The sequence below is a fragment of the Mucilaginibacter polytrichastri genome, from assembly GCF_001911425.1.
GTDB lineage: Bacteria > Bacteroidota > Bacteroidia > Sphingobacteriales > Sphingobacteriaceae > Mucilaginibacter > Mucilaginibacter polytrichastri.
Map to the genome: position 1 here is coordinate 3,917,716 of NZ_MPPL01000001.1, position 22,182 is coordinate 3,939,897.

The 22,182-nt window shown below is 42.3% G+C and carries 20 protein-coding genes; 10 read left to right on the forward strand and 10 right to left on the reverse strand.

The window, feature by feature from the left end; all coding sequences use genetic code 11:
• The first annotated feature begins 126 nt into the window (after nt 1-126).
• On the forward strand, nt 127-1,935 hold the full coding sequence (uvrC, locus tag RG47T_RS16575) for an excinuclease ABC subunit UvrC (RefSeq protein ID WP_074490504.1): 1,809 nt from the start codon (nt 127-129) through the stop codon (nt 1,933-1,935).
• Between the two features lie 36 nt (nt 1,936-1,971).
• Here uvrC and porN read toward each other — a convergent pair whose 3' ends face one another.
• The 6 genes from porN to RG47T_RS16605 all read right to left on the reverse strand — a co-directional run bounded on the left by porN (nt 1,972) and on the right by RG47T_RS16605 (nt 8,734).
• Entirely contained in the window at nt 1,972-2,949 is a 978-nt protein-coding gene (porN, locus tag RG47T_RS16580) for a type IX secretion system ring subunit PorN/GldN (RefSeq protein ID WP_074490505.1), read from the reverse strand.
• A gap of 6 nt (nt 2,950-2,955) precedes the next feature.
• The gene (gene porM, locus RG47T_RS16585; protein WP_074490506.1) at nt 2,956-4,491 is read right to left on the reverse strand and encodes a type IX secretion system motor protein PorM/GldM; all 1,536 of its coding nucleotides are present in this window, start codon (nt 4,489-4,491) and stop codon (nt 2,956-2,958) included.
• Nucleotides 4,492-4,535: 44 nt separating this feature from the next.
• Entirely contained in the window at nt 4,536-5,333 is a 798-nt protein-coding gene (porL, locus tag RG47T_RS16590) for a type IX secretion system motor protein PorL/GldL (protein WP_074490507.1), read from the reverse strand.
• 62 nt (nt 5,334-5,395) lie between these two features.
• Nucleotides 5,396-6,712, reverse strand: a complete 1,317-nt coding sequence (gene porK, locus RG47T_RS16595; protein ID WP_171972609.1) for a T9SS ring complex lipoprotein PorK/GldK — start codon at nt 6,710-6,712, stop codon at nt 5,396-5,398.
• A 260-nt stretch (nt 6,713-6,972) separates the two neighbouring features.
• Nucleotides 6,973-7,731: a uroporphyrinogen-III synthase gene (locus RG47T_RS16600; RefSeq protein ID WP_074490509.1), complete on the reverse strand. Its 759-nt coding sequence runs from the start codon at nt 7,729-7,731 to the stop codon at nt 6,973-6,975.
• A 19-nt stretch (nt 7,732-7,750) separates the two neighbouring features.
• Nucleotides 7,751-8,734 carry a DUF4271 domain-containing protein gene (locus tag RG47T_RS16605; protein ID WP_171972548.1) on the reverse strand — a complete coding sequence of 328 codons (984 nt, stop codon included), beginning with the start codon at nt 8,732-8,734 and terminating at the stop codon, nt 7,751-7,753.
• A 112-nt stretch (nt 8,735-8,846) separates the two neighbouring features.
• Between RG47T_RS16605 and hemW the strand changes: the two genes are divergently transcribed.
• From hemW to RG47T_RS16620, 3 genes are all read left to right on the forward strand, one after another.
• Nucleotides 8,847-9,968: a radical SAM family heme chaperone HemW gene (hemW, locus tag RG47T_RS16610; RefSeq protein WP_074490511.1), complete on the forward strand. Its 1,122-nt coding sequence runs from the start codon at nt 8,847-8,849 to the stop codon at nt 9,966-9,968.
• Nucleotides 9,969-10,535: 567 nt separating this feature from the next.
• On the forward strand, nt 10,536-11,084 hold the full coding sequence (locus tag RG47T_RS16615) for a fasciclin domain-containing protein (RefSeq protein WP_074490512.1): 549 nt from the start codon (nt 10,536-10,538) through the stop codon (nt 11,082-11,084).
• A gap of 297 nt (nt 11,085-11,381) precedes the next feature.
• The gene (locus RG47T_RS16620; protein ID WP_074490513.1) at nt 11,382-12,263 is read left to right on the forward strand and encodes a cupin-like domain-containing protein; all 882 of its coding nucleotides are present in this window, start codon (nt 11,382-11,384) and stop codon (nt 12,261-12,263) included.
• Nucleotides 12,264-12,457: 194 nt separating this feature from the next.
• On the opposite strand, the gene RG47T_RS16625 is transcribed toward RG47T_RS16620, so the two are convergent.
• Nucleotides 12,458-12,877, reverse strand: coding sequence for a YybH family protein (locus RG47T_RS16625; protein WP_074490514.1), 420 nt, complete (start codon nt 12,875-12,877; stop codon nt 12,458-12,460).
• A gap of 72 nt (nt 12,878-12,949) precedes the next feature.
• Between RG47T_RS16625 and RG47T_RS16630 the strand changes: the two genes are divergently transcribed.
• The 6 genes from RG47T_RS16630 (at nt 12,950) to RG47T_RS16655 (ending at nt 19,517) form a co-directional block, all read left to right on the forward strand.
• A complete protein-coding gene (locus RG47T_RS16630) occupies nt 12,950-13,807 on the forward strand; it encodes a carbohydrate kinase family protein (protein WP_074490515.1) in 858 nt (285 codons plus the stop codon).
• A 141-nt stretch (nt 13,808-13,948) separates the two neighbouring features.
• Nucleotides 13,949-15,046: a vWA domain-containing protein gene (locus tag RG47T_RS16635; RefSeq protein ID WP_074490516.1), complete on the forward strand. Its 1,098-nt coding sequence runs from the start codon at nt 13,949-13,951 to the stop codon at nt 15,044-15,046.
• 137 nt (nt 15,047-15,183) lie between these two features.
• Complete coding sequence (locus RG47T_RS16640) at nt 15,184-16,683, forward strand: sigma 54-interacting transcriptional regulator (RefSeq protein WP_074490517.1); 1,500 nt, start codon at nt 15,184-15,186, stop codon at nt 16,681-16,683.
• Between the two features lie 8 nt (nt 16,684-16,691).
• Nucleotides 16,692-17,975: a metallophosphoesterase gene (locus RG47T_RS16645; protein ID WP_171972549.1), complete on the forward strand. Its 1,284-nt coding sequence runs from the start codon at nt 16,692-16,694 to the stop codon at nt 17,973-17,975.
• A gap of 28 nt (nt 17,976-18,003) precedes the next feature.
• Nucleotides 18,004-18,891 (forward strand): UbiA prenyltransferase family protein, encoded by an 888-nt coding sequence (locus tag RG47T_RS16650; protein WP_074490518.1) that lies wholly within the window; start codon nt 18,004-18,006, stop codon nt 18,889-18,891.
• Between the two features lie 2 nt (nt 18,892-18,893).
• Nucleotides 18,894-19,517, forward strand: a complete 624-nt coding sequence (locus RG47T_RS16655; RefSeq protein ID WP_074490519.1) for a class I SAM-dependent methyltransferase — start codon at nt 18,894-18,896, stop codon at nt 19,515-19,517.
• Between the two features lie 134 nt (nt 19,518-19,651).
• On the opposite strand, the gene lepB is transcribed toward RG47T_RS16655, so the two are convergent.
• Genes lepB through RG47T_RS16670 form a run of 3 tightly spaced genes read right to left on the reverse strand, consistent with a single transcriptional unit; the run spans nt 19,652 to nt 22,162 of the window.
• On the reverse strand, nt 19,652-20,758 hold the full coding sequence (gene lepB, locus RG47T_RS16660) for a signal peptidase I (RefSeq protein WP_074490520.1): 1,107 nt from the start codon (nt 20,756-20,758) through the stop codon (nt 19,652-19,654).
• 29 nt (nt 20,759-20,787) lie between these two features.
• Nucleotides 20,788-21,543 carry a 4-hydroxy-tetrahydrodipicolinate reductase gene (gene dapB, locus RG47T_RS16665; RefSeq protein ID WP_074490521.1) on the reverse strand — a complete coding sequence of 252 codons (756 nt, stop codon included), beginning with the start codon at nt 21,541-21,543 and terminating at the stop codon, nt 20,788-20,790.
• A gap of 22 nt (nt 21,544-21,565) precedes the next feature.
• Nucleotides 21,566-22,162: a DUF5683 domain-containing protein gene (locus tag RG47T_RS16670; RefSeq protein WP_074490522.1), complete on the reverse strand. Its 597-nt coding sequence runs from the start codon at nt 22,160-22,162 to the stop codon at nt 21,566-21,568.
• Nucleotides 22,163-22,182: the final 20 nt, after the last annotated feature.

Consider the following 22,182-nt stretch of genomic DNA (forward strand, 5'->3'; position numbering starts at 1 on the left):
TAAAGGGGGAGCTTTTGCTTAGTAAAGCCGTGGCATATTTATTAAAAAATTAATTTAATTCCTCTTCACTTAATAAGCGAAGAGGAATTGTATTTTACTTCCCTATAGGGGACCGGGTAACATTATATGTTTGATTATAAGGAAGAGTTAAAGAAGATACCACACAAGCCCGGTGTATACCAATACTGGGACAGCGAGAACGAGCTGATTTATATCGGCAAAGCAAAAGACCTGCGCAACCGTGTGTCATCTTACTTTGTGAAAGATTATAATGTAAATGCCAAAACGCGGGTACTGGTATCTAAGATCCGTAAAATAACCTTTACAATTGTTGATACCGAGATTGATGCCTGGCTGCTGGAGAACAGCATGATCAAGAAGCATCAGCCGCGCTATAATGTGATGCTGAAGGATGATAAAACCTATCCCTGGATCATCATCAAAAATGAACGCTTCCCGCGCATTTACTGGACCAGGCGCATTGTTAAAGATGGCTCAAAATACCTGGGCCCATATGCTTCGGTAAGCATGATGCATACCATCCTTGGTTTAATTAAGGAGACCTATCCCCTGCGTACCTGTAACCTTAACCTCACAAAAGAGAATATTGATGCAGGTAAGTTTAAAGTATGCTTAGAGTACCAGCTGGGTAACTGCAAAGGCCCCTGTCAAAACTACCAGACCTTTGATGATTATGAGCATAACATTGGCGAAATAACTGACATTTTAAATGGCAAAACCAACACGGTGATCCGCACACTAAAAGCTGATATGGACAATGCTGCCATGAACCTAGATTTTGAACTGGCCCATAAGCTGAAACGTAAGTTCGATCTGCTGGAGAAATACCAGCACAAATCAACCGTGGTTAACTCATCTATTACCGAGGTTGATGTTTTCAGTATCGCATCAGAAGAGAAATATGCCTTTGTAAACTATCTGAAGGTAATGCACGGCACCATTATACAAACGCAAACCATCGAACTTAAAAAGCGCCTGGACGAAAGTGATGAAGAGTTGCTTACCCTGGCCATATCAGAGTTTCGTACACGCTACAACAGTACCTCTAAAGAGATTATTGTACCTTTTGATATTGATCTGAATGATGATAAACTAAAATTTACCGTACCTAAGCTTGGTGAAAAAAAGAAACTGCTCGACCTATCGGCCAAGAATGTAATGTTCTTTAAAACTGAAAAAATAGATCAGTACGAAAGACTGAACCCCGATGTGCGTACCGAACGTTTGCTAACCCAAATGATGAAGGACCTGCGCATGAACCAGCTGCCCAAGCATATTGAGTGTTTTGATAACTCCAACTTTCAGGGTACGCACCCGGTATCAGCTATTGTGGTTTTCAGAGACGGTAAACCATCTAAAAAAGATTACCGTTTTTTTAACGTTAAAACCGTTGTTGGGCCAGATGACTTTGCCACCATGGAAGAGGCCGTACACCGCCGCTACAGGCGCATGCTGGATGAAGGCACCGAACTACCTCAACTCATTATCATTGATGGTGGTAAAGGGCAGCTCTCGTCAGCATTAAAGAGTTTACGATTATTGGGCATCGAGAAACAAATGACCGTAATTGGAATAGCCAAGCGCCTCGAAGAATTATACTATCCCGGCGACCAGTACCCATTGTACCTGGACAAGAAATCGGAAACGTTAAAGATTATTCAGCAACTGCGCGATGAGGCCCACCGTTTTGGGATTACAGCCCACCGTAAAAAACGGGATAAAAGCACACTGGCCACCGAACTGGAACTAATTGACGGCGTTGGTAAAACAACTTCCGAAAAACTGTTGAAATACTTTAAGTCGGTTAAAAAAATTCGCGAAGCCACCGTTACCGAACTGCAGGAAGTAGTGAACCTGAAACAGGCCAATGCAATAGCCTTGTATTTTGGCCAAAAAAATACCCCGGTAAGCTAATGCTTCCGGGGTTATTTTATTTTGTAATTGTCTTTTTTAGTAAGACCACAGATTAAGTTCCCAATCCATTAAGGACTTCTTAACTTTCTCCGACTCGTACAAACGATCTATGCCTTGTGCATAATCCTTAATACGTTCGTCTTTCTCGTTGGATACTTTTACAATGTAGCTATTAAAAAGCCTTTTCATAAAAATGTCGTCGTAGCTTAAGCCAGTGGCATCGTTATTACGGCTTACAACTTCTTTAGTGGCTAATACCTGGCGTGCTTCCGGGAAATAAACCCAGAAAATAGGTACATAATCAACGCCACCGCCTGCAATTTTTGGTTTCATTAAAGGTGCGATACCAATAATGCGTGGCTCAAAAACCGAACGTTGTTTGTCAAAGATCCAGTCTTCCTTAATACGGAACCTGATAATACTATCCGGGTTAAATTCGCCCGCTTGTAAAGCCGAACCAATTTTATCACCGGTGTTTTTATCAAACTGATCTACCACAACACTATCAGCCAACCGGTTTTTAGCCTGGCCAGGAGTTAACGGCCTGGAGAAGGTATCGCCGTTAGGATCTTCTTTAGTTGGTGTTGGGTCATATGCAGTAAGCTCGCCATTAGCAATGGCATCTACCAAAATTGTAATTAAGGCCGATTTTGGAGAAGACATATACTTGTTCATCTTGTCCCTTGTATCAACCTCGCGCCATACCCTTTTAGCAAACATAACATCAGCCTCGCGTAAGTTTGGCAGCGGTGTTACCTTGGCATTGTTGATGTTATTTTTTTTGAAATAGCCATCCAACGGGCGGTCAAAAGGTTTTATTGCTACCTTTTTAGAGGTATCAACAGCCGGCTGCGTAGCCATGGTTGTACTTGGTTGTACAGACGACGGTGCCATAGTTCTGCTTTTGGCAGTAGCCGGTCTCTTTCTAGCAGTAGTTTTTTTCTTAGTGGTACGCTTTTGCGCCATAACACCTACTGATAAAAGGCACAATACAACAACTATAATCTTCTTCATATCCTTTTAATTTGCACTTAATATAATATCGTCAAGTCCACGTTGAGAACCATCAGGGCCAACAGCAATAATGTTGGCAAAAATAACACGTGTACCCGGGGTAACAGTAGCCATTGCCGATTTCATGGCACCGCTAAGGTCTGCACCTTGAGCAGTGATCTGAATAGGGTCCTGGCGTGGTTTAACTATCCACAAGGTAAAACGTGTAACGCTAAACTTAGCGTCAAACTCAAAGTTCTCTAATTTAGCAAAAACCTTGTCTTGTGCTTTTAAGTTTCCGGCTGCAACAGAGCCACTGCTTTTACCTGCAAATACAGCTTTAGGGTCAGGGATACGTTTAACACGGAACTCGCTGCTGCCTAACATTTGTGTTTTGCCTGGTCCGGCTTCGCCGGTTACAGTGATATGTACAGTACCCGGGGTTTTAACATTGGCAGTAAACGAACCGTTCGAGCCGCTGATAGAACCTTCAGTAATACTTAATCTCAACTTGTCTTTAGGTAAACCCGGGGCCGAAACCGATAATGGGTTTGGTACACCTATATAAAGCACGTTCATTTTATCAGGTGATACAACAGCCGACGGCTTAGCTACCTGATAAGTTTGAGGTGCAGTTGGATATGTTTTAATTTGGCCATCGTTTTGTTTAACCGAAATTTTACCGATCCATGTATAAGTACCCTCTTTACTGGTACCCACTGTATAGGTACCTTGGCCATCTTTTACCGATAGTGGCGAACCATTTACTGAAATACTCGGGTTAGATTTCGAGTCAGATGCTGTTAAAAATACTTGTGCAGTATATGGTTGTCCTGCTATTACATAGCTGCTTGGTGCAACCGCTACGGCCACAAATTTATCTAAGTTAACAACAGCCTGATCTACCTTACCTAAAATCTTTTTTATAATTTCCGACTCGGCATTTTTAGCATCAACCTGTAACTTGGTCATTGCTGTAATAGATGCCCCCATCGGGATACCTTCGCCGAAGGTTGCTTCCTGCCAGGTTTTACGGGTTAACTCACCATTTTTAGGCGGATCAACAACGTTTAAGCTAATGTTCATACCTGCGCGGTCTTTAGGATCTAAAAGAGATAATAATTTCTCGCGGGTTTCATCAACTTTCTGGCGCAGCTCTAAACCATGTTTTTGCGTAAGCATAAAGTGATCAGAGATGTCCATATCTGCACGGCCTTTATAATCGTGGATACTTTCATCATAACCACCACCTATTTCTATCAGCTCTTTTTTAAGCGTTTCAACATAGGTAGTAAAATCCGAAGCTACTTTACTTACTTCTTTTGCCTTATCATATATAGGCTTGGCCCTTTCGGGTTGTTCCTTTAATTTTGTTTTTTCAAATGCATCAAACGTATTATTAATACCTGTTTGTACGTTTGTTTGCGATTGCGAAAGACTGTCCGTGATGTTTTTAAAGGCATCCAGTAAGCTATCTGGTATTTGTAAGGCCACTAAGCCTAACAGTACCAGGTACAGGATACCCATCATTCGCTGCCTTGGGGTTTCTTTACCTCCAGCCATTTTTTTCTATTGTGAGTATGAGTGAGTAGAAAGTTTAAAATAAATTAGTTAGCGCGTGGCTGGTTCATTGCCGAAAGCATGTTACCATAAATTGCATTTAATGATGCCAAGTTTTTCGATAAACGGCCCACTTCTTCTTTAAACTGTCTGCTATCATCTAATGACTCATTGAAGTTTTGCATGGTTGATGCAAGGCTTCCGTAGAATTTGTTCATAGCTTTTAAGTGCGCGCTCGAATCCTGTAACTCTAATTCGTAAACGGCATTTAGTGATGATAAATTTTTAGCAAGGTTAGTAACCTGCTCGTGGTATGCTTTTGATGAAACATCTGTATTAGCCATCTCGGTTAAGTTGGCAGATGCTTTTGCAAATGCGTTGCTCAGATTGTCATAGCTTGCACCTGCTGATTTTACTTTAGCAGCAAATTCAGAAGTTGCTGCACCTGCATCTGCAACGTTTGATATGTTAGCTACTTTATCACCAAAAGTTCTTAAACCATTACCAAGGCTGGTAATTAATTCAGGGCCAATTTTAGCATCAGAAAGCATTTTATCTAGTGCGGCAGTATTACCGGTTGGTAATGGCTGTGCTTGTGCGCGCACAACAGGCTGGCCTGTGTAGTCCGGGGCAATTTCGGGATAAGCTTTAGTCCAGTCTACATCAACGTCTTCACGTTGGAAACCTAACAGGAAGAATAAGAATGCTTCCATTGATAGCCCGATTGCAATAAAATAAGTACTTCCAGGTAAGTGCAATATCTTGAACATTAGTCCAATGATTACAACCGTTGCCCCCCAAGACACGATATTACCAATTCCATAAGGTTTTTTTTTCCCAGCCATAAGTTAGTTTGTAGTGAGTGAAGATGATTGTTGTTTAAATTAATTATTGAGTTTTTGGTAGTTTAACGCTTGTCGCGGATGTCGCGGCCCATGTAATGGCTCACACATCTGAAACCGATGTATGATTTGGCCGTATCCTGGTATTCATAAGTACGGGTTGAGTTTTGAAGGAAATAACCGATATCCTTCCATGAGCCGCCTTTCACTACCTTACGCTTCATCGATTCGGGGTCACTAGCTTTGGCCTCATAAGTATAAGTTGGCGCCATATCATGTACAAACGTAGCAGCTGCTTCATCGTAAGCTGATGAAGTCCATTCGGCTACGTTACCTGCCATGTTATATAAACCATAATCATTAGGGAAATAAGAACGTACGTTTACGGTATAAGCACCGCCATCATCTGTATAGTTACCACGGCCCGGTTTAAAGTTAGCCAGTAAACAGCCTTTAGCATTTTTAATGTAAGGGCCGCCCCATGGATAGTCTGTACCTAACCTGCCGCCACGTGCAGCATACTCAAATTCAGATTCACTTGGCAAGCTGTAAGGTAAACGATGTGGTAATTTATGAGAGTCTTTGTATGAATCGTTATAACGGGTGCGCCATACGGTAAATGCACGTGCCTGGCGCCAGTTTACACCAACTACCGGGTAGTTTTTGTAAGCCGGGTGAGAGAAGTAACCCTCAACCATCGGTTCGTTAGCCGCGTAAGAGAAATCTGTTAACCACACCAATGTATCCGGATAGACAGGTACAGTATCGCGGAAAATAAAGTCAGAACGCTTTTTGCTCTTATCGTTATGGTTGTTAGCGGCATCGCGCATTACCATTAAAGAGTAGTTGTATTTTAATAAACGCACATCAAGTTCGTTTCGGTCAAATACCCGGTCATCGCCCTGGTAGTACATACCTTGTAATTTAGAGGCGTTGTTAGTTTTTGTGCCCTTACCAGATGCAAATACCGGATGTTGGCGTACATAATCCCAATTGATGATTTTTTTACCATTGCTGCTGGCGGCAGCGCCTTTAGCTGGTTTCAAGTAATATTTTTCGTCACCTGCATAGCTAGTTATAGCTATCGAATCGCGCACCCAGTTTACAAACTGTTTGTACTGGCTGTTGCTCAGCTCAGTCTGATCCATAAAGAATGGAGGGATAGTAACTTGCTTGTTTTGCGCAATCTGCGCAAATGTTACATCCTGATCTGTTTGCCCCATTAAGAAGGAGCCGCCAGGGATATAAACCATGCCATAAGGAATTTCGGCTCTGAAAGAACGTTGCGGAACGCCCTTTACCTCGCCTCTGTCATTTCCACGGCCACAACTGCTTAATATTCCAACGATCAGTAAGACAAATAGATAGTATAGTTTTTTCATCATTAGTCAATGTAACGGTAACAAAATTAGCTTGTACTTAACTTAGGGGTAACATTTTATTCCCAAAGCAAGTGATTTCGGTAACTAAAATACAAAAACTTTTTGATATGAATATCAAAAGGCTATTTTTAGTAAAATTTTAGCAAAATATGTTTGCAATTTTCGCATAACAACATATTTTGAGTGTATTTAGCACACACCAAAATCCCAAACTACCCGCTTATACGGTTTTACCCTTTAAAGGGTTCTATAAAATTAAATTATTTGTTTACCTGCTTCACATACTGCTCTATAGCCATCGTCATAGAAGGCGCGCTAGGCGTTGGGGCAGGGATGTCAAGTATCAGCCCTGTCTCCAGCAAAGCTTTATGCGTTGTAGCTCCAAACGCTGCAATGCGGGTATTATTTTGCTTAAAATCGGGGAAGTTTTTGTAGAGCGACTGTATGCTCGACGGACTAAAGAAGGCAATAACATCATAAAACACCTCGGCCAGGTCAGACAGGTCGCTGCATACCGTGCGAAATAATACTGCAGGAGTAAAGTTATAGCCGTTATCCAGCAAAAACTTTTGGGTTTCTTCTGCAGCAACATCAGAACATGGGTACAGGAACTTCTCGCCCGAGTGTTTCTTCAATACCTCAGCCAGGTCGGCTGCGGTTTGTTTGCCGAAAAATATTTTACGCTTACGGTACTGAATATATTTTTGCAGGTAAAGCGCAATGGTTTCAGACAGGCAGAAGTATTTCATATCTACTGGTACATCAAAACGCATCTCTTCGCAAATACGGAAAAAGTGGTCGGCTGAGTTACGACTGGTAAAAATAACCGCTGTAAAATCAGCAAGGTTAATTTTCTCCTTACGAAAATCTTTGGCAGGTACACCTTCCACATGAATGAACGATCTGAAATCGATCTTCAAAGAATGCTTTTTGGCAAGCTCGGCGTAGGGGTTTTTGTCGTTTTCAGGTTTTGGCAAAGTAACCAATATACTTTTAACCTTTTTTTTTCTGTCTTCCAATTGTCGTTATTCTAGCTACCTAAGTCCTAATATTCAGTGCCTTTATCAATATTAAAATCGGGCAAATTTCGAGGGCACAAAGATAGATAAATAAATAAAACTTAGGAAATTGAAACGTAGAAATAATATTAACACTGCTGCGTAAATACTGCCAAATGAAGATAATTACCACAATAACCAATACAACTACCAGCATATACGGGATGTATTTTGCAGCAAGTAAACTAAAGCATAATGATACCGGTAAAAACACAAATGTGATATTAAAATAGGTTAAATACAGCGTGGTGATGTATTCGGCCACTACTTTACTGATATTAAATATAAAACCAATAAATCTTAATATCAATAATTTAACGGCAAACAGGGCAATAATAAGGATGGATAAGGAGATGAATAGCTGGATGCCGCTAATGCGGTAAAATATTTCGTAATAGCTGGATATTTGGTATAAAAACAAGCCAAAAGTTAAACCAAAGAGCAAAAACAAACCTATAAATGCCCACGAACTCAGCAAGCCATCTTCTTTACTTACCTGCGATAATACCCGTTTACTGTAAAAGGATTGTACCACATTAATAATGTCTTTACTCACTGCCCGGTTAAGCAAAGCGGCATAAGTAATCAGCGCAACAATAATTAATATAATACCCCTGTCGCGTGTGCGGCGGTAGTGGCCTTCGCGTACAATACTTTGTTTAGATGATGGCATTGCCATAAAACCGTAGCCCTGGTAGGCTTCTGTTTTCAGCATCAGGTCAACAAATTGATTATGACGGGCAATATCGGGTTGCTTAATGTACTGCATGGCTACAGAATCTATCATAAAGGCATCGCGTGTGCGTTGTGCTGCTGCTACAGAATCAAGCAGCTGCTGGGCAGCACTGGGTACACGCTTGCGGTAAAAAGTATCGGGCCGGGTATAAGTGGCAGCACTATCCTGCTGTGCAAAGCCAACCTGCCATAAACCGATAAATAAGATACAAAACAATGCTATGCGCATAAAATACCATGTAGTTAAGCGGCACAAATTTAATTTAATAATCCGTTTATTAACCTTGCAATGATGATACATATCTATAAACACAATTAATTATTGCCACCTTTGTATTTTTATGGCCGGCATATATATCCACATCCCTTTTTGCAAGCAGGCTTGCTATTATTGTGATTTCCATTTCAGCACCTCGTTAAAGTATAAGGCCGAAATGCTGGATGCCATTATCCACGAAATTAACCTTCAAAAAACATACCTTGCCGGCGAAAGCATCAACACTATTTATTTTGGCGGCGGCACACCTTCCTTGTTAGATTCGGGCGATGTAAACCGCATTATAGATCAAATTAGCCAATATTACAGCATTAGTTCTGATGCCGAAATCACCCTCGAAGCCAATCCCGACGATTTGGACCAGCCCAAGGTACAGACCTTACGCAATACGCCTATTAACCGGTTTAGCATTGGCATCCAGTCGTTTTTTGATGAAGATCTGTTTTGGATGAACCGCGCCCACCGCAGCACAGAGGCCGAAGCATCTGTAAAACGTGCCCAGGATGCCGGGTTTGAAAACATTACCGTCGACCTGATATTTGGTTATCCCTTACTTACAGATGCCAAGTGGAAGCAGAATATTGACAAGGTATTTGCCCTCAACGTGCCCCACGTATCTGCTTACTCCATGACGGTTGAGCCGCAGACCGCTCTTGCCACATTTATAAAGAAAAAGGTTTACGCCCCGCTTAACGAACAGCAAAGTGCAGAGCAGTTTTTGGTACTGGCAGATGCCATGCAGGCCAAAGGTTTTGAACATTACGAGATCTCTAACTATGCCAAACCGGGCCATTACTCTAAGCACAACACTAATTACTGGCGCGGTGTAAATTACCTGGGCCTGGGTCCATCCGCACATTCGTATAACGGCGAAGCCCGCCAATGGAATTTAGCCAATAACGCCAAATACATAGCAGCGATTGAGAAAAAGGAAATCCCGGCTGAAACCGAGATACTTACTGAAAGTAACCGCCTGAACGAATATGTAATGACCTCCCTCCGCACCATGTGGGGCCTGGATCTAGACAAACTGGAAACTATTGCCGTTGGCGCCAAAACCCAATTACTAAAACCTGCCGCAGAATTTTTAGAGCGCGAATGGATAAAGCAGGTTGACAATAAATTAATTCTTACCCGCGAAGGGCAATTGTATGCCGATACCATCGCAGCAGAATTGTTTTTTTAAGGTCTGTTTATCTTGACCTATCCTGCCGAACTTGTTTCGGCATCCTGCAGGACAGGTCTACGCCATAATTTTTACGCTTGCCGCTCATAGATTTAGCGATTGGGATACCGAACCAAGTTCGAAAGGACAGGGTGGATCATATTCGATACTGCGCGTTAGGGATAGCAGTGGAAAGCCCGGAGCGTAGCGAGGACTTGTAACGGATAGCCCGGCCGAAGGCAACGCCCAAAGTAGAAGCAAGAAATAAGAATCAAGACTTTCAGTGAAAGTCAATAACAAATTTGCCTTGTTTAGTAATAACAGATAATCTTCTTCGCCTTGCTATAATTTTATATACAGCAGAAAAATCTTCACTACTTTAAGAATTATAAAAATTCATAATAAAATCCTGATTATGAATAAAATAATCCAAACAACAATCGTCCCCCATCTCTCGCGTATCTACTCCAAAAACCACCATCCGGTTTTATAATTCACACAACTATACCGACTGCGAAATACCACCGCTGCACAATCCGTAAGCCAACTACCGCCGTAATTGTGGTTATAATTTATTAAACACAACCAATGAAAAAATTAATTTTTACGGCCTTTGCTTTAGCAGCTATTGCATTTGCGCCCAACACTTTTGCACAAACCAAAATGGTAGGCGGTGCAGCCATGTATCCTACCAAAAATATTATCGAAAACGCTATAAATTCTAAAGACCATACCACACTGGTTGCCGCTGTTAAAGCTGCCGGTTTGGTTGAAACCTTAGAAGGCGATGGCCCCTTTACTGTGTTCGCACCTACCAACGAAGCTTTTAATAAGCTACCCGAAGGTACAGTACCAACTTTACTGAAACCAGAAAACAAAGCGCTGTTAAGTAAAGTATTAACTTACCACGTGGTTGCAGGCCGTTTAAGCGCTGCAGAACTGATGGCTAAAGTAAAAGCAGGTATGGGCAAAACCGAATTAACTACCGTAAGTGGTGGCAAATTATGGGTAATGCAGGATGGCAAAAAACTTTACCTGGTTGACGAAAAAGGTGGTAAATCATGGATTACTATTGCAGACGTTTTCCAGAAAAATGGTGTGATACATGTGGTAAACACCGTTTTAATGCCAAATTAATTTTAGCAGTTCCTATTTTAATTTAATGATTAGCCCGGTAGCTTTAAGCGCCGGGCTTTTTTGTGAACATACCGACAGGAAATAAACAATATTGACAATAAACCATTGAATGCATATTTACACGTTAAATTATTAAGTAGATGGGGTTGTTTAGTCGAAATAAAGCTTTGCCCAATAATAACCCGTGTAGCTAATGTCAAATAATCATTAACTGCACTATTTTTTAACATAAAGCGTTACCTTTAGGGTCATAATCCGGGGCATAATTATGCTCATTTACGGACACTAATTAGTTATATGAGTTTTATCCTTAGTCCCGTTGATACGGTAGAGAGCATCGATCAGGCCGAGTTTACCGCGAAGTATTTAAAACCTCGTCGCCCTTTAGTTATTAAAGGCTTAACCAAAAGCTGGCCTGCGCGCGAAAAGTGGACGCCCGAATACTTAAAGGCAGCCATGAATAACCAAGTGGTGCCTTTGTATGATAATTCAAAAGCCGACCCATCTAAACCTATCAATTCCTCAGCTGCTCAAATGCCTTTTGGCGATTATATGGATCTGATCCGTTCGCAGCCAACCGAACTCCGCATGTTTTTTTTCAATATCTTTAAACAGGCTCCCGAGCTTTTGAATGATATTGTTTTACCTAAAGATTTAATGGGCGGCTTTATAGAAAGCATGCCTGCTATGTTTTTTGGCGGCTCAAACTCGGTTACCTTTTTACATTACGATATCGATCTTCCGCATATATTCCACACCCATTTTGGGGGCACCAAACACGTTATTTTGTTCGAAAACAAATGGAAACGCCGTTTATATTGCCTGCCAAATGCCACTTATGCACTGGAAGATTATGATGTATTAAACCCCGATACCAAAGCGTTCCCTGCACTGGAAGGTGTGGAAGGTCAGGAAGTGATCCTGGAACATGGCGATACCCTGTTTATGCCTACCGGCTACTGGCACTGGATGAAATATCTCGAAGGATCATACTCGTTAAGCCTGCGCGCCTGGGATGCATCGCTTACCCGCAAAGCGGCCAGCATATACAACCTAGCCATGAAAGGCGGTGTGGATAGCCTGCTAAAAATGGCTTTCAAAGCTGATTACGCAAAATTTCGAGAAAAAACGGCCATTAAATGGGCAGATAGAGCTTTAGCAGCGGGGAAACCGAGATAAGTAATAACCAAATTTGTCATTCTGAACGATAGTGAAGAATCTTCTTCGATCTGCACAGTAGTTGTACTGCTTCAAAAGATTCTTCGTTACACTCAGAATGACAAATTATTATGTCTAAATTAGTCTGATCCTCTATAAGTAGTTGTCACTTCCGCACTTTTTCGCTGCCGATTCTTGACTCTTGATTCCCTAAATCAAGAGGTATGATCTGCCACTATCTTCCAAACTCCGTTAAATTTCTTAAACCAAAGTGTAAAATATCCTCCGGGTGCATCTTTGGCACGTTTTAAGTTCCAGGCGCCTAATACAAATGCATTGGTTTTATCAAGCACATCAACCTTAAGTATTTTAAAGGTAAGTTGCCCCATGGTTGCTTTATCGGGGTAAGTTTTTTTATAATGATCCAAGGTGGTTTGCCAGCCATAGTTGGGGCCTTTTGTTCCTAAGAACAATAGCGAATCTGATTTCCAGTAGCTTTGCATAAAGGCATCGATATTGCCGCGGTTCCAGTCCTGCTGTTGGGTTGCCAACACTTTAAGGATAGCTTGCTTGTCCTGCGCAAAGCAGATGCAGGACAAAAGAATAATGGCACAAGACAGAATAAGTTTCTTCATGACTAAAAGTAAACATTTTGAATGTTAAAATCTTTTAGCTTTACGCTTTCTGCTTAAAAAAACATTACTGATATGAGTAACCAGGTATTATGCTACGGCGAAGTTTTATGGGACACCTTTGGTACCACTAAAAAAGCGGGCGGCGCACCCATGAATGTAGCCTGGAACCTAAAGCAACAAGGCAACGATGTTTTGTTTGCCAGCAGCGTAGGCAGCGACCCGCTGGGCGACGAGCTGATTAACTTTTTACAAAAACACGGCTTGTACTCGCCATTGGTACAGCAGGATGAAGATTTACCCACCTGCCAGGTTACCGTGCAATTGGATGCCGAACAGCAGGCTACTTATATCATCCCAGAACCGGTATCATGGGACAACATTGCAGTAACCGACGAGTTGCTGGCAGCCGCCCGTTCATCAGCAGCCATTGTGTTCGGCACTTTGGTTTGCCGCGAAAAGGTTTCGCGCAATACCTTGTTCGAGTTACTCGACGAAACATCGGCCCTTACCGTTTTCGACGTTAACCTGCGCGCGCCGCATTACCAGCTGGACACCATACAAACCCTGGCGGCCAAAGCCAAAGTAATTAAGATGAACGAAGAAGAAGCCAACTTGCTGATTGGCGGTGGAAGCGGCTCATTAAAAGATAAGATCATCGAATTTCAGCGCACTTACCACCCGCAAACTATTTGCGTTACCCGGGGCGACAAAGGCGCCATACTATGGCACGATGATGAATTTTATGAGCATCCGGGCTTTAAAGTAGAGGTGGTTGATACCGTTGGTGCAGGTGATGCTTTTCTGGCAACCCTGGTATGCGGTTTACTTAACAATAAAACCCCGCAGCAAATTATAGAAAACGCCTGCAAGATAGGTGCTTTTGTGGCCAGCCAGCAAGGCGCTACCCCGGTATACTCTGCAGCTTTATAATTGAGGTTTAAAACGGTATTAATTGTATTGATGTATCATCATTCAACAGTCATTATTGTGGCAACTGAAATTTACGGTGTTGACGGGCCAAACTTTTCCGGGAAATTATCCGTTAATTTACTTTAGAAGAAAGGCAAAAACATGCGAGGATTTGGATTCTCCAAATATATACCCAGTGAGATCCCCAAAGGCGGATTTGACGAGTTACTAAAATTATTCCTGGAATTACTGAACTATACGTCTGGTGATGCTGGCGAAGCCCTGCAATGGCTTAACGAGCTGGATAAGCAATACAACATCACCAATGATGAGTATGGTATGGGCGATTTCCTCGATGAGCTGAAGCAAAAAGGCTTCCTCACCGAAGACAACGAAAAAGGTGAATTTAACATCACCGCCAAAACAGAACAAAGCATTAGGCAATCGGCCCTGGAAGATATTTTCGGCAAGCTGAAAAAATCAGGCAAGGGCAATCACCGTTCGCCGCAATCGGGTCAGGGTGATGAAAAAAATGCCGAACGCCGCGAATTTGAGTTTGGAGACAGCCTGGATCAGATTGATATTACACAATCTATCCACAACGCTCAGGTAAACCATGGCATCGGCGATTTTATAATGACCGAGCGCGATCTGGAAGTAGAGGAAATGGACTATAAAACCCTCACCTCTACCGTGCTGATGATCGACATTTCGCACTCGATGATCCTTTATGGTGAAGACAGAATTACCCCTGCCAAAAAAGTAGCGATGGCACTGGCCGAACTCATCCGCACTAAATATCCCAAGGATACCCTGGATATTGTGGTGTTTGGTAATGATGCCTGGCCGATAACACTAAAGGACCTTCCCTATTTACAGGTTGGCCCCTACCATACCAATACCTATGCAGGTTTAGAACTGGCTACAGATTTATTGCGCAGGCGCAAAACCAGTAATAAACAAATTTTTATGATTACAGATGGTAAACCAACCTGCTTAAAGGAAGGCACCAAGTATTATAAAAACAGTATAGGGCTGGACAGGAAGGTAGTTAACAAAACCCTGAATATGGCAGCACAATGTAAACGGTTAAAAATACCGATTACCACGTTTATGATTGCCAAAGACCCTTACCTGCAACAGTTTGTACGTAAATTTACAGAAACCAACGGCGGTAAAGCATTTTACAGCTCGCTAAACGGACTCGGCGAATACATTTTTGAAGATTATATCCGTAACCGGAGAAAAACTGTACGTTGAGTGTGTCCGGAAGTCCGAAAAGTCGGAAAGTCCGGAAGACGAAACAGCTTAAAAAATAAATTAAACCCGTATGCGGGTGATTGTAAAACTTTAAAAAACGGACTTCCGGTCTTGCGGACTTTCCGACTTAAAACAGAATGAGCGAACTATTAAATATAAAGACCCTCGGTCAGTTAAAAAAAACCAGCTACAAAAGCCGGTCGGTTAAAGAAGAATTAAGGCAGAACCTGATTACCCAACTTCAGAATAAAGATGCGGGATTTGAAGGTATTATCGGTTATGAGGATACCGTTATACCAGATCTGCAGACTGCCATTTTATCAAGACACAATACCTTGCTGTTAGGCTTACGCGGCCAAGCTAAAACCCGTATTGCACGCCTGCTGGTAAACCTGCTGGATGAGTATGTGCCCTTTATAGAAGGATCTGAACTGTATGACGATCCCCTGGCACCTATCTCTTGGTTTGGCCGTAATGAGATAGCTACTAAAGGCGATGAAACCCCTATCGCCTGGGTACACCGCAGTGATCGTTATACCGAGAAACTAGCTACCCCCGATGTTACCGTTGCCGATTTAATTGGCGATGTTGACCCGATTAAGGCAGCTACCCTGAAATTAACCTATGCTGATGAACGCGTAATCCACTTCGGCTTGATCCCTCGCGCACACCGTGGTATTTTTGTGATTAACGAATTGCCCGATCTGCAGGCTCGTATCCAGGTATCTTTATTCAACATCCTGCAAGAGAAAGACATCCAGATTCGTGGTTTTAAACTGCGTTTACCGTTGGATATCCAGTTTGTATTTACAGCCAATCCGGAAGATTATACCAACCGTGGTTCTATCGTTACACCGTTGAAAGACAGGATAGAAAGCCAGATCCTCACCCACTACCCACGCTCTTTAGATATTTCCCGCCGCATTACCCAGCAGGAAGCCAACCTCACCCCAGAGCAGATTGCCACCGTAGAATCTGACGGCTTGGTTAAAGATCTGGTTGAACAGATTGCTTTCGAGGCCCGCGACTCTGAATACATCGACAAAAAATCGGGCGTGTCGGCACGTTTAACTATCTCAGCTTATGAAAATCTAATCAGTAACGCAGAACGTCGCATGCTGATCAACGGCGAGAAAAATACTTTTGTGCGCATCTCAGATTTTCTGGGTGTTATCCCGGCTATTACCGGTAAAATAGAGCTGGTTTACGAAGGCGAGCTGGAAGGCCCGGCCAAAGTGGCTAATATATTAGTAGGCAAGGCTATTAAAACTTTGATGCTACAATTTTTCCCTGACCCGGAGAAAGCTAAAAAATCTAAAAAAGGCAATCCTTACACCGAAGTTGTAAACTGGTTTAGCGATGGCAATACGTTAGATCTGATCGATGACCTATCCTTACCCGCCTACAAAAAGGCCTTAAATTCGGTAACCGGCTTAAAGGAGATTGTAAAACAGTTTCACCCGAGTTTGGCAGAGAACCAGCAGTTGTTGCTGATGGAGTTTGTACTGCATGGCCTGGCAGAGTTTTCGCAACTCAATAAAGGATTCCTCGACAAAGGTTTTACCTTTGCAGATATGTTCGACAGCTTGTTTAATTTGCAGGCCGACGACGAAGATCTGGAAGACGATCGTTACTAATATTAAAAATGACGGGGCAAACTAGTATTGTTATTTTAATTGCCATCGGCCTGCTACTGGCCGATATGTATATTATAAAAAGTTTAAAAAGCGCTTTAACATGGCGCTTTTTACATAATAAATGGTTTGCCAGGGCTTACTGGGCATTTGCGCTATTGCTGATAGCCGGCTTGTTTTTAAGCGTATTTTTTAAAATAGGCGTAGGCATTAGGGCTGCTATACTCATGGTGTTCTTTCTGCTATTAGTCGGCCGTATTTGTCTGCTTCCGTTTTTGTTTTTGGACGAGATCCGGCGGTTTGTTATCCGCCTAACCCGCAACAATAAAGAGGCGGACGTTTTAGAAAAAACGGATCCTCCCACTACACCCACTAACACAGATGCCATCCCCCGTTCGGAATTTTTGGTCAAAGCGGGCTTATTAGCTTCGGCATTACCATTGGCCGGCTTAGGTTATGGCATTGCTACAGGTGTGTATGATTACCAGGTAAGGCGGCAAACTTTATACTTACCCAACCTGCCTAAAAAGTTTGACGGTATTCGCTTAGGGCAAATTTCAGATATTCACTCGGGCAGCTTTTATAATAAAAAAGCGGTGCTAGGCGGTGTTGAGATATTGATGAAAGAAAAAGCCGACTTTATTTTTTTTACCGGTGATCTGGTTAATGACCTCACCACCGAGATGAGGGACTACCAGGACATTTTCTCTAAAGTAAAAGCCCCACTAGGCGTGTATTCATCACTGGGTAACCATGATTATGGCGACTATGCCTGGTGGCCTGATGAAGCCGCCAAACAAAAAAACCTGCAAGATTTAAAAGATACTCACAAGCGCATGGGCTGGGACTTGTTAATGAACGAGAACCGCCGCCTGAAAGTTGATGGTGAAGAAATAGGCATCCTAGGTGTAGAAAACTGGGGCCTGCTGAGCCGTTTCCCTAAATATGGCCGCATGGATCTGGCCACAAAAAACACAGATGACTTACCAGTAAAGTTACTGCTCTCGCACGATCCCTCACATTGGCAGGCGCAGGTAGTACCGCATTACAAGCAAATAGATGTGATGTTCTCGGGCCATACGCATGGAATGCAGTTTGGCGTACGTACCAAAGAGTTTCAATGGAGCCCGATTGAATATGTTTACAAAGAATGGGCTGGTTTATATCACGAAGGCGCACAACAATTATATGTAAATGTTGGTTATGGTTTCTTAGGATATCCTGGCCGCGTTGGAATATTGCCGGAGATTACGATATTTACATTAAAAGCCGCACCGCAACCAATTACAGCGTAAAAGGCGGGCAAAACTATTACTTCATTAAATGAAGAAACTTTTAAAGTCTGCCTTTGATTGCCTGTTATTCAGCAATATTTTCATGTCGCTTTGTGCGGTAGCGCAGGCTTTAGTTACCTTCCATTTAATTGGCGCTAAGCCGGTTTACCCGGTGCTGGTACTACTCTTTGCATCTACGCTGGGGCTTTATAATTTCAGCATTCTTATATCTAAACCAGCACATCCTCAAAAATCACCTTATTTACGTGTCCGCTGGTTTTTTGGGCATTACAGGTTAATGGTAAGTTTTACCATCATTTCTGTGCTAATGCTTATTCCGTTGTTCTTCTTCGTTTCGTTCGAATCAAAGATCCTGCTCATCTTTATGGCTATCCTCTCTGTAGGCTATGGCTTGCCATTATTTACCGTTGGTGACAGAAAGTACGGCCTGCGGCATATACCAGGCTTAAAGCCTTTCTTAATTACCCTGGTATGGACACTAAGCTGCGTATTGCTACCGGTATTGGAGGCGCTAGACCTGCACATGACCAGCATCTCTATGCGCGACACCACCATCCTTATTGCCAAGCGCTTTTTATTCATCGGCGCGTTAACCATACCATTTGATATACGCGACCTGTTTCAGGATAAGATCACCAACCTTAAAACCATCCCGGTAGCCTGGGGCGAAAAAAATGCTTACCTGTTTTGCCAGGTATTACTGGCGGGCTACGTTGCTTTGCTTTTTGTGTTTAGAAACAATGGCTTCAATACCGATTTCTGGGCCTTAACGATTACCGTAGTTTTAACAGGATGGCTTATTTTTAAATCCAAGTGGGAAAAGAATGAGTATTATTATTTCTTTTACATGGATGGCGTGCTGATTTTGCAATATTTAGTATTAGCTGCATTCGGTTACCTATCTCAATACCTTTAACCATGGCCTCCAACTACGATCATACAGCGTGGTTTTACGACCCGGTTTCGAGATTGGTTTTCGGCAAAAGCATTGTAAACGCGCAGATTGCTTTGTTAAAACGTATACCCACAACATCAACCATACTTATTGTGGGTGGTGGCACTGGCTGGATATTGGAAGAGATTGCTAAACTATATGCCGATGGCCTACAGATCATCTATGTAGAGATCTCGACCCAAATGACGGCCTTATCCCGCAAAAGAGACTATGGCAATAACCAGGTCACTTTTATTAATAAACCTATAGAAGAAGTAAAATTAGCCCAGCCTGTTGATGTGGTGATTACTCCTTTTTTGTTCGATAACTTTAATCAGGAAAATTTAGAACGCATACATGCCCACATCCATCAGCAATTAAAGCCGGGAGGGTTGTGGCTAAATACCGATTTCCAGGTGGCAGGCAAATGGTGGCATAAAGTATTACTGCAAACCATGTATACATTCTTTAAAGTATTTGGCGCTGTAGAAACTACTTCAATGCCTGAGATCCTCATGCTATTTAAACAAAAAAGCTACCGTATACTAAGTCAGCAGACTTTCTACGGTAGCTTTATTACTTCGCAAGTTTGGCAGAAAACCTTATAATGTTTTTTGTCATTGCGAGCGATAGCGTGGCAATCTCGTAGCTATACAGATCGGATATGTATTGGCGACGCGATTGCTTCGTACCTCGCAATGACAAACTTTTTTAATGTCTTGACCCTGGTATCTTGATTCTCTTAATGAATCCCTCTAAACAATCTGCTCCAACGAATTTTGTGGGCAAATGAGGCATTATCATCCCAGCTCATCCAAACAAACAGGGCTTTACCAACGATGTGATCTTCTGGCACAAAACCCCAGAAACGCGAGTCGAGCGAATTATGGCGGTTATCACCCATCATCCAGTAATAGTTCATTTTGAAGGTATACTTGTTAGTTTTTTGTCCGTTAATGGTTATGTCGTTACCGTTTACTACTAAGGTATTACCTTCATAAACTGTGATAGCACGTTTATAAATAGGCAATGTAAGGCTATCCAAAGTTATTGTCCAGCCTCTTTTAGGGATGATGATCGGCCCAAAGTTATCTACGCTCCATTTAAAGTGGGGGTTGTGCGGGTAAACCTCCGGATCATAAACACCACGTAAAGAGTTATTAGCTTTAACCGCTTTAATGTTTGAATACGTGCGTAACGTAGCAGCCGACTGTGCCGTCATATTCATCATATAATCGGTATTGGTCATCTGCTGAATATCCGACAAGTGCAGGTCTTCAATAATTTGCGGGTTAAGCTCCATGCCATCAGTTTGCACCATGTATGAGGTTTCGCCGTGTACTGGTGTAATTTCGGCTTTGCCGTTTACATACACCTGGGCATCAACCAGGCTCAGGGTATCACCCGGGGTACCCTGGCAGCGTTTAATATAGTTTTCGCGTTTATCAACCGGGCGATTATAAGGCGAATCGGCCTCCATCGGGTAGTTAAATACAACCACGTCGCCTTTTTTAACCTCGCTTAAACCAGGCAAGCGATAGTAAGGTAATTTAATACCATCCCAATATGCTTTAGTACCAATAATAGGCATGGTATGGTGTGCAAAAGGAAACGCAATTGGCGTCATCGGCGTACGGGCGCCGTAGTTAACCTTACTTACAAACAAAAAGTCGCCCACTAAAAGCGAGCTTTCCATTGATGGTGTAGGTATAGTGTAGGCTTCGATAAAAAGCGTACGAATTAATGTAGCAGCAATTACAGCGAAAATAATAGCGTCGGTCCATTCGCGGGCTGCGCTCTTTTTCTTTGCTGCTGCTTTATCTTTCTTATTCCAGAATTTCCAGTTCATGTTTAAATATTGGCCAACAAGTTAATTATTTATAAATCAAAACGGAACATATCTTGTGCCGAATAAAAACCCTTTTTGTCTTGCACCCATTCGGCTGCCAATACGGCGCCCAAAGCAAAGCCATTGCGATTGTGTGCGGTGTGTTTAATTTCGATACTATCTACTTCAGAATCGTACATTACAGTATGGGTGCCCGGTACGTTCTCTACCCGTAAAGATTCGATAAGTAACTGGTTATTCTTTACCACTTCTCCTGCTACATCGTGGCCATCGGTCAGTACATTTTTCCACTCGCTTTTACCGTCAAGGCTGTTAATAATACCTTCGGCAATGGTAATAGCGGTACCGCTCGGAGCATCCAGCTTTTGGGTATGGTGAATCTCTTCTACCTGTACTTCGTAGTACGGATAATTATTCATCAGCCTGGCCAGTACTTTGTTTACGTGGAAAAATATATTAACACCTACGCTGAAATTTGATGCGTAAAGCATCGTGTTATCAGTTTCTTCGCATATTTCTTTCAACTCGGCCAGGTGGTCGTACCAGCCTGTTGTCCCCACTATTACCGGCACGCCAGCCTCAAAACAAACCTGTATATTATCTAAAACAGCATGCGGGTTGCTAAATTCTATCACCACATCAGCCGCTACATTTTGCAGGTTTTCGGCAGTAAAATCGTGCAGGTTATTGTGATCTATGGTTAATACCACTTCATGTTTACGGTCAAGGGCTATCTTTTCGATAATTTTACCCATTTTCCCATAACCTGATAATGCAATTTTCATTGTGTTTATTATTGAAATGCTTTTAAAAGCCTAAAGTAAGTTTTATGCCCGGAATATATCCATTATTATTTATAGCATAAACCGGTTGGTTTAACATGGTGGGCGCAACCTTAATGGTAAGGTTATTATCTACCGAGTAAGAATGAATAAACTTGGCATCGATATAGGCATCGATACAATTAATGCCCCAAACGCCAACAACACCTAAAATACTTAGCTGAAGATTTCGCTGATCTGCTGCTGCTGCATCAAAAAAGTCTTGGTAACTGGCTGTAGAATTTTTATATGGCCCGGTACTGACGCCACCATCCCTTCGTATTTTAGCTTCTTTTATAAAAATATTATATTGCTGATGGTTCCAAACAATGGCTATACCCAATAGAGTAAAGCCTCCATATATGATCGGTAACTTCCAGTATTTACGGTTATAAACCTGCCCCCATCCCGGCAAAATGGCCGACCTTATAAATGCCTTATGCGGGCTATGCAAGCTATCTGGATGATAAACCTTGGCATTAAATGCATTAGGCACAAATGGTTTTGAAGAAACAGAATCTTTAGACCGGTTAAGGCTATCTTTCGAGTTTCTTGTGGTGCCAAAATCTGGCTTTTGCGCCATTGCGTTAAAGCTAAGAGCCA